Below are 13,557 nucleotides of genomic sequence, written 5' to 3'. Positions count from 1 at the left end.
GGAGGTGTCGTCCGTTTTGTCTTGACGTCAAGATACACGATGTCGAGCGAAGAATCTCGCGACCCCGTGCGCCTCTTCCCGTGTAACGCGGTGTCCGGGTCACTGTGCACGCGATCTACCCCTTCCACAGATGCCCGGACACCGCGTTACACGACGGGGAGCGCAGCGACCGACACCGGCCGCAGCAACGCGACGCACTCGACGTGGTGGGTCATGGGGAACAGGTCGAAGCCCCGCACCTCGACCAGCTCCCAACCCGCCGCCAGGAACAGCCCGACGTCGCGGCCCAGCGCCGCGGGATCGCACGCGACGTACGCCACCGCGCGCGGAGCGCGGCGCACCAGCTCGTCGACGACCGCGCGACCGGCGCCCTCGCGGGGCGGGTCGAGGACGACGAGGTCGGGCGCGACGAGTGCGGGCAGCGACGGGTCGCCCTCCGCCAGCACGGTCGCCACGTCCCCCCGTACGGCGGCCACCCGCCCGGGTGCCTCGCGCAGGTTGTCGACGGCGTGGGCCGACGCCGTGGCGTCCCCCTCGACGCTCAGCACGGCGCCGTCGGGCCCGAGCGCGTCCGCCAGGTAGCGGGCGAACAGGCCCACCCCGCCGTACAGGTCGAGGGCGGACTCCCCCGGCCGTGGCTGGAGCAGCTCGAGGACCGTCGCGACGAGGGCGCCGGGCGCGCCGGGGTGCACCTGCCAGAAGCCGTCGGTCGCGACCGCGAAGGCGTGCTCGTGGGTGTCGGCGACCGCGACGTGCTCGGTGGTGGTGCCGGGCCGTGGCTCCCGGGCGTCCGGGTGGGCGATCAGGCACGTGTCGACCGGCACGACGTCGTGCGACCGGTGGCGCCGCATACCACGCCCTCCCCCGGGGAGCGCGACGTACCGGACCCGGGTGCGCCAGCGCAGGCCGGCCAGCTGCTCGGGGAGGTCGCCCGCCACGGGCCGCACCTCGCCGTCCCAGGTCACGCCGGCGAGGCGCCGCAGCTGCTCGGCGACCACCGCGGTCTTGAGGGTGCGCTGGTGGGCGAGGTCGACGTGCTGGAAGTCGCAGCCGCCGCAGAGCCCCGGGCCTGCGACCGGACACGGCGCGACGACGCGGTGCGGCGAGGCCTCGTGCACCTCGACGACGTCGCCCCGCCAGAAGCGGTCGCCGTCGGAGCCCTCGGTGATCTCGAGGACCACGCGCTCGCCGGGGATGCCGTGGCGCACGAACACGACACGGGCACGCTCCTCGCCCTCGACGGCCACGCGCGCGACGCAGTGGCCGCCGTGGGCGACGGGGCCGATCTCCGCGGCGTACCGCTCCCCCACGCGCGAGCGTCCCCGCGGCGCCCGGGCGCGGGTGCCGCGCCCGCGCTGCGGACCGGGTCGACGGCGGCGGTCGGGGCGCGTCATCGCTGCCTCGGGGGGCGGGGGCGCACCCGGTCGGGCGCCTCCTCGCTCGTCACGCGGCCGCGGCGCAGGTCGCCGGGCCGCACGCGGGTGAGCTGGCGGTCCTCCCGCTCGAGCGCCACGGCGGAGGACTGCAGCTGGAAGGGCACCGACGTGACCATGACCCCCGGCGTGAAGAGCAGCCGGCCCTTGAGGCGCAGTGCGCTCTGGTTGTGGAGCAGCTGCTCCCACCAGCGACCCACGACGTACTCGGGGATGTAGACCGCCACCACGCCGCGCGGGTTGGCCTGCCGGATCTCGACGGCGTAGTCGACGATCGGCTTGATGAGCTCGCGGTACGGCGAGTAGAGCACCTTGAGCGGCACGTCGATGCGGCGCTCGTCCCAGGCCGCGAGCAGCCGGTCGGTCTCCGCCGGGTCCGTCGAGACGCAGACCGCCTCCAGCACGTTGGGGCGCGAGGCCTTGGCGTAGGCGAGAGCCCGGAGCGTCGGCTTGTGGAGCTTGGAGACGAGCACGATCGCGTGCACCCGCGTGGGAAGCACCTTGTCGGTCTCCTCCGCGGCGATCTCCTTCGCCACCCGGTCGTAGTGCCGGCGGATGGACCGCATGACGAAGTACGCCGCGGTCATCGCGAGGATCGTGATCCAGGCGCCCTCGAGGAACTTGGTGAGCAGCACGACCACGAGCACGACCGCCGTGAACGCCAGGCCGATCGCGTTGATGACGCGCGACTGCTGCATCTTGCGGCGCCGGCCGGCGTCCTTCTCCGTGGCGAGGTGCCGCGTCCAGTGCCGGATCATGCCGAGCTGGCTCAGGTTGAACGAGACGAACACGCCCACGATGTAGAGCTGGATCAGCTTCGTGGTCTGCGCGTCGAAGGCGACGATCAGCACGATCGCCATCACGGCGAGGAAGACGATGCCGTTGCTGTAGGCGAGGCGGTCGCCGCGGGAGCCGAGCGCCCGCGGCGCGAAGCCGTCCTTCGCCAGGATCGACCCGAGCACCGGGAAGCCGTTGAACGCCGTGTTCGCGGCCAGCACGAGGATGACGCCCGTCATCGTCACGACGAAGTAGAACCCCGGCGGGAAGTCCGCGAACAGCGCGCCGGCGATCTGGGCGATGACGGTGTGCTGGTCGTAGCCGTCCGGCATCGGGTCGCCCGCCGCCGTCCGGAGGCGGTCGAGCTCGTGGGGGTCGACGTAGCGGATCCCCATCTCCCGGGCCAGCAGGATGACCGACAGCATCATCGTCACGGCGATCATGCCCAGCATCAGCAGCGTCGAGGCGGCGTTGCGGCTCTTCGGCCGCTTGAACGCCGGTACGCCGTTGGAGATCGCCTCGACGCCGGTCAGCGCCGCACAGCCCGACGAGAAGGCACGGGCCAGCAGGAAGACCATGGCGAACTGGGTCAGCGGACCCTCGAAGCCCTCCCGCGGCACGACGTCGAGCGCAGCGCTCTCGACCTCGGGCAGCGTGCCGACCGCCCACCGGTAGCCGCCGTAGAGCGACATGCCGATGATCGCGACCATGAAGAGGTAGGTGGGGACGGCGAAGTAGCTGCCCGACTCCCGGATGCCCCGCAGGTTGAGGGCCATGAGCACGACCACGAGCGCCGAGGCGAACAGCACCTCGTGCCCCGAGAGGAACGGGATCGCCGCCGCGGCGTACTGCGAGCCGGACGAGATCGACACCGCCACGGTGAGCACGTAGTCGACGAGCAGGGCGCTCGCCACCGTCGTACCGGCCGCGGGGCCGAGGTTGACGCTCGCCACCTCGTAGTCGCCGCCCCCGCTCGGGTAGGCGTGCACGGTCTGGCGGTACGACGCGATCACCGCGGTCATCACCAGGGCGACGGCGACGCCGATCCACGGGGAGAAGACGTACGACGTCGTGCCCGCGATCGAGAGCATGATGAAGACCTCGTCGGGCGCGTAGGCGACCGACGACAACGCGTCGCTGGCGAAGACCGGGAGCGCGATGCGCTTCGGGAGGAGAGTTTCCCCGAGCTGGGAGCTGCGGAGCTTGCGCCCCAGCAGGATCCGTTTCGAGGCGTCGGCAAGACCCACGAGGCGCGATCGTACGCGCACGGGACGGCGCGCGGGTGCCAGCGGCGGTGATCCACCGCACGGACCGGTGCTGGGCTACCGTTCCGCACGTGCATGTCGTGATCATGGGCTGCGGCCGGGTCGGTTCCACGCTGGCGCGCAGCCTCGAGGACCGCAACCACACGGTGTCGATCATCGACGTCGCGTCGGAGGCGTTCCGTCGGCTCGGGCCCGAGTTCAACGGTGACAAGATCACCGGCGTCGGGTTCGACCGCAAGGTGCTCGTCAAGGCGGGCATCAAGCGCGCCGACGCCTTCGCCGCCGTCTCGAGCGGCGACAACTCCAACATCATCGCGGCGCGCGTCGCGCGGGAGTCGTTCGGGATCGAGCAGGTCGTGGCCCGCATCTACGACCCGGGCCGCGCCGAGGTCTACCAGCGGCTCGGCATCACCACCGTCGCCACGGTGAAGTGGACGGCCGACCAGGTGCTGCGCCGCCTGCTCCCCGTGGGCGCCGAGCCCGACTTCCGCGACCCCTCCGGGACCATCCGGCTCGACCAGGTGCCGGCGCCCGGCGCGTGGGTCGGGCACCGCACCGTCGCGTTCCAGGAGCAGACCCGCACGCGCATCGCGTGGATGGACCGGCTCGGCGAGGGCGAGCTGCCCCACCGCGACAGCGTCATCCAGGAGGGCGACCTCCTGCACCTGGTGATGCGCGAGGAGAACGCCGCGCACGCCTACCGCACCATCGACCGCGGCCCGGAGGAGAGCTGATGCGCGTCGCCATCGCCGGAGCGGGCGCCGTCGGGCGCTCCATCGCGGCCGAGCTGATCCAGAACGGCCACGAGGTGCTGCTCATCGACAAGTCGGCCGACGCGATCCGCCCCGAGCGGGTCGCGGAGGCCGAGTGGCTGCTCGCCGACTGCTGCGAGCTGTCTTCCCTCGAGGAGGCGCGGCTCGACAAGTGCGACGTCGTGATCGCCGCGACCGGCGACGACAAGGCCAACCTCGTCACGTCGCTGCTGGCGAAGACCGAGTTCGCCGTGCCGCGCACCGTCGGGCGCGTCAACCACCCCGACAACGAGTGGCTGTTCGGCGAGGCCTGGGGCGTCGACGTCAGCGTCTCCACTCCACGGATCATGTCGGCGCTCGTCGAGGAGGCCGTGGCGGTCGGTGACCTCGTGCGGCTCTTCACCTTCCGCCAGGGCCAGGCGAACCTGGTCGAGCTGACGCTGCCCGAGGACTCGCCGTACGTCGGCACCCCGTCGGGGCTCGTGCCCTTCCCCGACAACTGCGCCCTCGTCACGATCCTGCGCGACGGCCAGGTCTACACGCCCGACGCCGAGCAGCCGCTCGAGGCGGGCGACGAGCTGCTGTTCGTCATCCCCACCGAGCTCGAGGACGACCTCGAGCGCCTCCTGGCGCCCTCCACCCACCCCTGAGGCTGCACGGCACCGCCGAGTTGTCACGTACGCCGCGACGAACGCGTCGTACGTGACAACTCGACGAGGATCAGGCCTCGGGCGTCGGCTTCGGCTCGGGCGTGGCGTCGACGCCGGCCTCCTTGCGCTGGGCCGGGGTGATCGGCGCCGGCGCGGCCGTCAGCGGGTCGAAGCCGCCGCCCGACTTCGGGAACGCGATCACCTCGCGGATCGAGTCGACGCCCGCGAGGAGCGCCACGATCCGGTCCCAGCCGAAGGCGATGCCGCCGTGCGGGGGCGCGCCGAACTTGAACGCCTCCAGCAGGAAGCCGAACTTCTCCTCGGCCTCGGCCTCGTCGAGCCCCATGATCGCGAACACGCGCTTCTGCACGTCCTCGCGGTGGATGCGGATCGAGCCGCCGCCGATCTCGTTGCCGTTGCAGACGATGTCGTAGGCCCAGGCGAGCGCGTTGCCGGGGTCGGCGTCGAAGCCCTCGGGCTCCTTCGGCGACGTGAACGCGTGGTGCACCGCCGTCCACGAGCCCGCACCGACGGCCACGTCGCCGCTGGCGACCGCGTCGGACGCGGGCTCGAACAGCGGGGCGTCGACGACCCACAGGAAGCTCCAGGCGCTCTCGTCGATGAGGCCGCAGCGACGGCCGATCTCGAGACGGGCGGCACCGAGGAGGGCGCGCATCGGCTTCGTGGCGCCGGCGCTGAAGAAGATGCAGTCGCCGGGGACGGCACCGACGTGCGCGGCCAGGCCCGTCTTCTCGGCGTCGGACAGGTTCTTCGCGACGGGGCCGGTCAGCTCGCCGTCCTCCTGCACGAGCACGTACGCCAGCCCACGCGCGCCCCGCTGCTTCGCCCACTCCTGCCACGCGTCGAGCTGCTTGCGGGGCTGCGAGGCGCCGCCGGGCATCACGACCGCACCGACGTACTCCGCCTGGAACACGCGGAACGTCGTGTCCTTGAAGTAGTCGGTGCACTCGACGAGCTCCTGGCCCATCCGCAGGTCCGGCTTGTCCGAGCCGAAGCGGCGCATGGCCTCGGCGTACGTCATCCGCGGCAGCGGGGTCGGCACCTCGTGGCCGACGAGCGCCCACAGCGCCGTGAGGATCTCCTCGGCCAGGGCGATGACGTCGTCCTGCTCGACGAAGCTCATCTCGATGTCGAGCTGCGTGAACTCGGGCTGCCGGTCGGCGCGGAAGTCCTCGTCGCGGTAGCAGCGCGCGATCTGGTAGTACCGCTCCATCCCGGCCACCATCAGCAGCTGCTTGAACAGCTGCGGGCTCTGCGGCAGGGCGTACCAGCTGCCCGGCTGCAGGCGCGCCGGCACCAGGAAGTCGCGCGCACCCTCGGGCGTCGAGCGGGTGAGGGTCGGCGTCTCGACCTCGACGAAGTCGTGGCCGGCGAGCACCTCGCGGGCCGCGCGGTTGACCTCGCTGCGCAGGCGCAGCGTGCGACCCGGGCCCGTACGGCGCAGGTCGAGGTAGCGGTGCCGCAGGCGCGCCTCCTCGCCGACGTCCACGTGGTCGTCGATCGGGAACGGCAGCGGCGCGGCGGCCGACAGCACCTCGACCTCGGTCGCGATGACCTCGATCTCGCCGGACGCCAGGTTGGCGTTGGCGTTGCCCTCGGGGCGCAGCGCGACCTCGCCGGTGACCTTCACGCAGTACTCGTTGCGGAGCCCGCCGGCGACCTCCTCGTCGCGCACGACGACCTGGGCCACGCCGCTCGCCTCACGGAGGTCGAGGAACGCCACGCCACCGTGATCGCGCCGCTTGGCCACCCACCCGGCGAGGGTGACGGTCTGGCCGACGTGCTCGGGGCGCAGGGCCCCGGCGTCATGGGTGCGGATCACGAGCTTGTCTCCTCGGTGGTGGGGCTGACGACCTGCGGGCGCAGGTCGTCGGTCGATGGTGTCCAGGCCGCCGGGTCGGCGTCCACCTGGTTTCCGTCGCGGATGTCCTTGACCTGGTGGGTCGGCGCGCCCTGCTCGTCGGTGCCGACGAACCAGACGAACGGGATGCCGCGCCGGTCGGCGTGCTTGATCTGCTTGCCGAACTTGGCCGCGGTGGGGGCGACCTCGCAGGCGATGCCGCGGGCCCGGAGGGCGTCCGCGACGGCGTCGCTGGCGGGGCGCGAGGCCTCGTCGGTGAGCGCGACGAGCACGACGCTGGGCACGGAGCGGCTCCCCGTCAGCACGCCGCGGGACAGCAGCGGCACCAGCACGCGGGAGACGCCGAGCGAGATCCCCACGCCGGGGTACGTCGTGCGCCCGTCGGAGGCGAGCGCGTCGTACCGGCCGCCCGAGCAGATGGAGCCCATCGACTCGTAGCCGTCCAGCCGCGTCTCGAACACGGTGCCGGTGTAGTAGTCGAGTCCCCGCGCGATGGAGAGGTCGGCGGTGATCCGCACGTGCTCGTCGGCCAGCGGGGCGGCGCCGCGCACGAGCGTGGCCAGCTCCTCGAGGCCCTCGTCGAGCAGCTCGTGGGAGACCCCGAGGGCGCGCACCTGGTCCACGAACGAGTCGTCGTCGGTGCGGATGGTGGCCAGCCGCAGGCACGCCTCGGCCTGCGCGGGCGTCGCGCCGGCCTCCGCCACGAGCAGCTCGGCGACCTTCTCGGCCGGCAGCTTGTCGAGCTTGTCGACCAGCCGCATGACCTCGTCGACGTCGCTCAGCCCCAGGCCGAGGTAGAAGCCCTGGATGAGCTTGCGGTTGTTGACCTGCAGCCGGAAGCCGGGCAGCCCGATGACGTCGGGGTGCGCGAGCCGCCGCAGCGCGTCGAGCATCACCTTCGTGACCTCGACGTCGTGGTGGAACGGCAGCGTGTCCCGGCCGATGACGTCGATGTCGGCCTGCGTGAACTCGCGGTAGCGCCCGTCCTGCGGCCGCTCGCCCCGCCACACCTTCTGGATCTGGTAGCGCCGGAAGGGGAACTCGAGCTTGCCGGCGTTCTCCAGGACGTAGCGGGCGAACGGCACCGTGAGGTCGAAGTGCAGACCGATGCCGGCGTCGGACCCGGCGTCGTCGGCCTGCAGCCGGCGCAGCACGTACACCTCCTTCGAGGTGTCGCCCTTGCGGAGCAGCTGGTCCATCGGCTCGACGGCACGCGTCTCGATGCCGGCGAACCCGTGCAGCTCGAAGGTGCGGCGCAGGGTGTCGACGACGAGCTGCTCGACGACCCGCTGGGCGGGCAGCAGCTCGGGGAACCCGCTCAGCGGGGTGGGCTTGCTCATGGGGTGGGGATCTCCTGGGACGTGTCGAGCACTCAGAGGCCGCGGCGCACGGGCGGGGTGCCGTCGCCGTCGCTCTCGAGGAGGTCGAGCAGGTAGGGGTTCGTGGCGCGCTCGCGACCGATCGAGGTCTGCTCGCCGTGGCCGGGGAGCACCACGACGTCGTCGGCCAGCGGGAGCACCTTGCTGGCGAGGGTGCGCAGCATCGTCGGATGGTCCCCGCCGGGGAGGTCGGTGCGTCCGATCGAGCCCTTGAACAGCAGGTCGCCCGCGAACATGACCTCCGAGATCTCCGCCTGGCCCGCCGCCGCGCCGTACGGCGTGCGGAAGGTGACGGAGCCGGCGGTGTGGCCGGGCGTGTGGTCGACGGTGAAGGTGAGGCCCGCCAGCTCGAGCGCCTGGCCGTCGGCCAGCTCGGCGACGTCGTCGGGCTCGACGAACTCGTGGCGACCGCCGAGCAGCATCGCGGCGCTCTCCCGCGAGATCCCCGCCATCGGGTCGCTCAGCAGGTGCCGGTCGCGCGGGTGGATCCACGCCGTCGCGTCGTAGGCGCCGGCCACCGGCGTCACCGACCACATGTGGTCGATGTGGCCGTGGGTCAGCAGCACCGCGACGGGCTTGAGCCGGTTCTCGGCGACGACCTGCTCGACGCCCGAGGCCGCGTCCTGGCCCGGGTCGACCACGATGCACTCCGTGCCCTTGCCGGTCGCGACGACGTAGCAGTTCGTGCCCCACGAGCCTGCGGGGAATCCGGCGATGAACACCCGAGCACAGTACCGAGTGGGTTCGTGCCCCCGCACTTCGGCGCTTCTGACTAGCATGGGCCCCCGGTAGTCGCACGGACGGGCACACCCCCGCCGCAAGCGGCTGCGGCCAGCGGCCAGCGAGCGAAGAGGACGACCACGTGACGGGTCATGAGTGGGGACGGGTCGACGAGGACGGCACGGTCTACGTGCGCACCTCCGACGGGGAACGTGCCGTGGGGCAGTACCCGGAGGGCTCGCCCGCGGAGGCACTGAAGTTCTTCACGGACCGGTACGACGCACTGAAGTTCGAGGTCGACCTGCTGGAGCAGCGGATCTCGAGCGGCGCGGTCGGCCCCGAGGACGCGGCGGCCTCCGTGCAGAAGGTGCGGACCGCGGTCACGGACGCGAACGCCGTCGGTGACCTCGCCGGGCTGCTGACCCGGCTCGACGCCCTCACCGCGACGATCGACGCCCAGCGCGAGGTCAAGAAGGCGGAGCGCGCCGAGAAGGTCGCCGCCGCCCGGGGCGAGAAGGAGCGCATCGCCAGCGCGGCCGAGGCGATCGCGGAGGGCGACGACTGGCGCAACGGCGCCAACCGCCTGCGCGACCTCCTCGAGGAGTGGAAGGCGCTCCCCCGGCTCGACCGCAGCTCCGACGACGCCCTGTGGCGGCGGTTCTCCGGTGCGCGCACGGCGTACACCCGGCGCCGGAAGTCCCACTTCGCCCAGCTCAACGAGAAGCGCGAGGGCGCTCGCGCCGTCAAGGAGCGGCTCGTCGTCGAGGCGGAGGCGCTCTCCACGTCGACGGAGTGGGGCCCGACCGCCGGTCGCTACCGCGACCTCATGCGCGACTGGAAGGCCGCGGGGCCTGCGCCGCGCGACGTGGACGAGGCGCTGTGGCGTCGCTTCCGGGGCGCGCAGGACGCCTTCTTCGGGGCCCGGGACGCCGCCAACTCCGAGCTCGACGCCGAGTTCGCGGCCAACGCCGAGGTGAAGGAGCAGATCCTCGTCGAGGCCGAGGCCCTCGTGCCCGTGCAGGACCTGGAGGCCGCCAAGCGCACCTTCCGCGACCTCGCCGAGCGCTGGGACGCCGCCGGCAAGGTGCCGCGCGAGCGCATGAAGGACCTCGAAGGCCGGATGCGTCGCGTCGAGCAGGCGCTGCGCGGCGTCGAGGACGAGCAGTGGCGCCGCTCGGACCCCGAGAAGTCCGCACGCGCGAACGACGTCATCACCAAGCTCGAGTCGGCGATCGCCGAGGTCGAGGCGGAGCTCGAGCAGGCCCGCGCCGCCGGCAACCAGAAGAAGGTCGCCGAGCTCGAGGGCAACCTCGCCTCGCGCCAGATGTTCCTCGACGCCGCGCGTCGCGCCTCGGAGGACTTCGGCTGATCCGCGGCACGCCGCGCACGATCCCGGCCCCGCACCCGAATCCGGGTGCGGGGCCGGGCCCGTCGTGGGTGCGGGTGCCGGCTGGGCTCTCGCCCGAGGGAAGAAAACGCGGACCGGATGGCCCCGGAAGCGCGGTTGGATCGTTCCAGAAGTCCGACCGGTCCGCGTTTTCTTTCCCGGGTCCGCGTTTTCTTTCAGCCCCCCGGCCGCGCCGCGGCCCAACCGGGCCGCTGGCTCGGGCGGGCTACTGCGTCACGCGGTACGCGTCGAACACGCCCGGCACGGTGCGGACGGCACGCAGGACGGTGTCGAGGTGCTTCGCGTCGGCCATCTCGAACGTGAACCGGCTCTTCGCCACGCGGTCGCGTGTCGTGCTGAGCGTCGCGCTGAGGATGTTCACGTGGGCGTCGGACAGCACCATCGTGATGTCGGACAGCAGCCGCGCCCGGTCGAGCGCCTCGACCTGGATGTTGACGAGGAACGTCGACTGGGCCGTCGGCGCCCACTCGACCTCGACGAGCCGCTCCGGCTGGCCCTGCAGGTTGTCCGCGTTGGTGCAGTCCTGGCGGTGCACCGAGACCCCGCCGCCCTTGGTGACGAAGCCCAGGATCGGGTCGGGCGGCACGGGCGTGCAGCACTTGGCCAGCTTCACCCACACGTCGGCGACGCCGCGCACGATGACGCCCGACTCCGTGCTGCTGGGGGTGGCCTTCCGCGACCGCCGCGGCGACGTGATGGTGACGCCCTCGGCGGCGTGCTCCCGCGCGCCCTCCTCGCCGCCGTGGAGGTCGATCACGCGGCGTACGACGGCCTGGGCCGAGAGGTTCCCCTCGCCGACCGCGGCGTAGAGCGCCGTGATGTCGTCGAGCTTGAAGTGGACCGCCGCGAGCCGCAGCGTCTCCGCCGACATGAGGCGCTTGAGGGGCAGGCCCTCCTTGCGCATCAGCTTGGCGAGCTGGTCCTTGCCCCGCTCGATCGCCTCCTCGCGGCGCTCCTTCGTGAACCAGGCACGGATCTTGGAGCGGGCCCGCGGCGACTTCACGAAGGTCAGCCAGTCCTGCGACGGCGCGGCGGTCTGCGCCTTCGAGGTGAACACCTCGACGACGTCGCCGTTGTCGAGGGTCGACTCGAGCGGCACGAGCCGGCCGTTGACGCGTGCGCCGATCGTGTGGTGACCGACCTCGGTGTGCACCGCGTAGGCGAAGTCGACCGGCGTGGCGCCCGTCGGGAGCGCGATGACGTCGCCCCGCGGGGTGAAGACGTAGACCTCGGCGCGGTTGATCTCGTAGCGCAGCGAGTCGAGGAACTCCCCCGGGTCCTCCACGTCGGACTGCCAGTCGAGCAGCTGGCGCACCCAGTTCATGTCGTCGGGGTCGCCGAGCCGGTCGGTGTCGACGCCGGTGCGGTTGTCCTCCTTGTACTTCCAGTGCGCCGCCACGCCGTACTCCGCCCGCTTGTGCATGGCGAACGTGCGGATCTGGATCTCCACCGGCTTGCCCTGCGGGCCGATGACGGTGGTGTGGAGCGACTGGTACATGTTGAACTTCGGCATCGCGATGAAGTCCTTGAACCGGCCGAGCACCGGGTTCCACCGCTGGTGCACGGTGCCCATCACCGTGTAGCAGTCGCGGTCCTCCTCGACGAGCACGCGGATGCCGACCAGGTCGTAGATGTCGGTGAACTCGCGGCCGCCGACGATCATCTTCTGGTAGATCGAGTAGTAGTGCTTCGGCCGCCCGGTGACGGTCGCCTTGATCTTGGCGTCCTTGAGGTCGGCCGTGACCTGGGCGATCACCTCCGCGAGGAACTGGTCGCGCGACGGCGCCCGGTCGGCGACGAGACGCACGATCTCGTCGTAGATCTTCGGGTGCAGCGTCGCGAACGCCAGGTCCTCCAGCTCCCACTTCAGCGTGTTCATGCCGAGGCGGTGGGCGAGCGGCGCGAAGATGTCGAGGGTCTCGCGGGCCTTGCGCTCCTGCGTCTCCTGCTTGACGTAGCGCAGCGTGCGCATGTTGTGCAGCCGGTCGGCGAGCTTGATGACGAGCACCCGGATGTCGCGCGACATCGCGACGATCATCTTGCGGATGGTCTCCGCCTGGGCCGAGTCCCCGTACTGCACCTTGTCGAGCTTCGTCACGCCGTCGACCAGCAGCGCCACCTCGTCGCCGAAGTCGGCGCGCAGCTCGTCGAGCGTGTACGGCGTGTCCTCGACCGTGTCGTGGAGCAGGGCCGCCACCAGGGTCGGCTCCGTCATGCCGATCTCGGCGAGGATCGTCGTCACGGCGAGCGGGTGGGTGATGTAGGGGTCGCCGCTCTTGCGCATCTGGGTGCCGTGCATGCGCTCGGCGGTCAGGTACGCCCGCTCCAGGAGCGCGAGGTCGGCCTTCGGGTGGTTGGCGCGCACCGCGCGGAACAGCGGGTCGAGCACCGGGTTGCCGGGCTGGCTCCGCGTGCCGATCCGCGCGAGCCGCGCCCGCATGCTGCGCGCCGACGTGACCGCCTCGGTGCTGCGGGTCGGAGCGGTGCTCACGTCGCGGCCCGGTGTCGGGCGGCGCGTGCGGAGCCAGGCGGCACGGCCCGGGTCGTCGGCGGCGTCGTGTCCGGCCGCCACCTCGGCGGGCGGGACGTCGCCCGGCACCACGCCGTCGTCGTCCCGCGAACGGACCTCTGCGCCCGTGCTGCCCGCCCGCTCGTCGCTCACCTTCGCCAGTCTAGGCGTTGGCGACGACATCGCGTCCGCGGACCCGGCACGGCTCGGCGCCGGCCGCGTCGCACCGCCTCAGACCTGCCGGAGCGTCAGCACCGGCGTGTCGCCGAGCGCGGCCCGACCGGGCAGGAACGTGAGCTCGAGGAGCAGCGCGAAGCCGACCACCTGGGCGCCGCAGCGCTCGACCAGTGCCCGCGTGGCGACGGCGGTGCCGCCGGTCGCCAGCACGTCGTCCACGACCAGCACCCGCTCCCCCGGCGCGACACCGTCGACGTGGACGGCGAGCGTCGCCTCGCCGTACTCCAGCGCGTAGGACTGCTCGTGCACCTCCCGCGGCAGCTTGCCCGCCTTGCGCACGGGCACGAAGCCGACGCCGAGGGCCTGGGCGACGGGAGTGCCGAACAGGAACCCGCGCGCCTCCATCCCGACGACCTTGTCGACCACGACCGCACCGTCGTCGCCACGGCCCGCCTCCGCGAGCGCGGCGACCGTCGCGGCGAAGCCCGTCGCGTCGGCGAGGAGCGGGGTGACGTCCTTGAACACCACCCCCGGTTCCGGGAAGTCGGGGACGTCGACGAGCAGTGCGGCGACGGCCGCGGCGCCGGCCGCGATCCGCTCGTCGC

Annotated in this window: 10 protein-coding genes; 3 read left to right on the top strand and 7 right to left on the bottom strand. The window is 72.2% G+C overall.

The window, feature by feature from the left end; all coding sequences use genetic code 11:
* Positions 1-146: 146 nt before the first annotated feature.
* Together G3T38_RS08290 and G3T38_RS08285 are read right to left on the bottom strand one after the other, a co-directional pair.
* Entirely contained in the window at positions 147-1,394 is a 1,248-nt protein-coding gene (locus G3T38_RS08290; RefSeq protein ID WP_163771831.1) for a class I SAM-dependent RNA methyltransferase, read from the bottom strand.
* Positions 1,391-3,457 (bottom strand): amino acid permease, encoded by a 2,067-nt coding sequence (locus tag G3T38_RS08285; RefSeq protein WP_163771830.1) that lies wholly within the window; start codon positions 3,455-3,457, stop codon positions 1,391-1,393. The genes G3T38_RS08290 and G3T38_RS08285 overlap by 4 nt, the downstream gene beginning before the upstream one ends.
* 89 nt (positions 3,458-3,546) lie before the next feature.
* Here G3T38_RS08285 and G3T38_RS08280 point away from each other — a divergent pair, with 89 nt between their 5' ends.
* Complete coding sequence (locus G3T38_RS08280) at positions 3,547-4,209, top strand: NAD-binding protein (RefSeq protein WP_163771829.1); 663 nt, start codon at positions 3,547-3,549, stop codon at positions 4,207-4,209.
* Positions 4,209-4,877: a potassium channel family protein gene (locus tag G3T38_RS08275; protein ID WP_163771828.1), complete on the top strand. Its 669-nt coding sequence runs from the start codon at positions 4,209-4,211 to the stop codon at positions 4,875-4,877. The genes G3T38_RS08280 and G3T38_RS08275 overlap by 1 nt, the downstream gene beginning before the upstream one ends.
* 70 nt (positions 4,878-4,947) lie before the next feature.
* Here G3T38_RS08275 and aspS read toward each other — a convergent pair whose 3' ends face one another.
* The 3 genes from aspS to G3T38_RS08260 are packed head-to-tail and all read right to left on the bottom strand — an operon-like array spanning position 4,948 to position 8,860.
* Positions 4,948-6,720: an aspartate--tRNA ligase gene (gene aspS, locus G3T38_RS08270; RefSeq protein ID WP_163771827.1), complete on the bottom strand. Its 1,773-nt coding sequence runs from the start codon at positions 6,718-6,720 to the stop codon at positions 4,948-4,950.
* Positions 6,717-8,099: a histidine--tRNA ligase gene (gene hisS / locus G3T38_RS08265; protein WP_163771826.1), complete on the bottom strand. Its 1,383-nt coding sequence runs from the start codon at positions 8,097-8,099 to the stop codon at positions 6,717-6,719. Before hisS ends, aspS begins: the two co-directional genes overlap by 4 nt.
* 32 nt (positions 8,100-8,131) lie before the next feature.
* A complete protein-coding gene (locus G3T38_RS08260) occupies positions 8,132-8,860 on the bottom strand; it encodes an MBL fold metallo-hydrolase (RefSeq protein ID WP_163771825.1) in 729 nt (242 codons plus the stop codon).
* Positions 8,861-9,000: 140 nt separating this feature from the next.
* On the opposite strand from G3T38_RS08260, the gene G3T38_RS08255 reads away from it, so the two are divergent.
* Positions 9,001-10,227 (top strand): DUF349 domain-containing protein, encoded by a 1,227-nt coding sequence (locus tag G3T38_RS08255; RefSeq protein WP_163771824.1) that lies wholly within the window; start codon positions 9,001-9,003, stop codon positions 10,225-10,227.
* Positions 10,228-10,471: 244 nt separating this feature from the next.
* Here G3T38_RS08255 and G3T38_RS08250 read toward each other — a convergent pair whose 3' ends face one another.
* Positions 10,472-12,706, bottom strand: coding sequence for a RelA/SpoT family protein (locus tag G3T38_RS08250; protein WP_163772066.1), 2,235 nt, complete (start codon positions 12,704-12,706; stop codon positions 10,472-10,474).
* 300 nt (positions 12,707-13,006) lie between these two features.
* Positions 13,007-13,546: an adenine phosphoribosyltransferase gene (locus G3T38_RS08245; RefSeq protein ID WP_163772065.1), complete on the bottom strand. Its 540-nt coding sequence runs from the start codon at positions 13,544-13,546 to the stop codon at positions 13,007-13,009.
* Positions 13,547-13,557 lie beyond the last annotated feature (11 nt).

The organism is Nocardioides zeae (assembly GCF_010686755.1).
GTDB classification, from domain to species: domain Bacteria; phylum Actinomycetota; class Actinomycetes; order Propionibacteriales; family Nocardioidaceae; genus Nocardioides; species Nocardioides zeae.
This window is presented reverse-complemented; position numbering and strand designations above follow the sequence as displayed.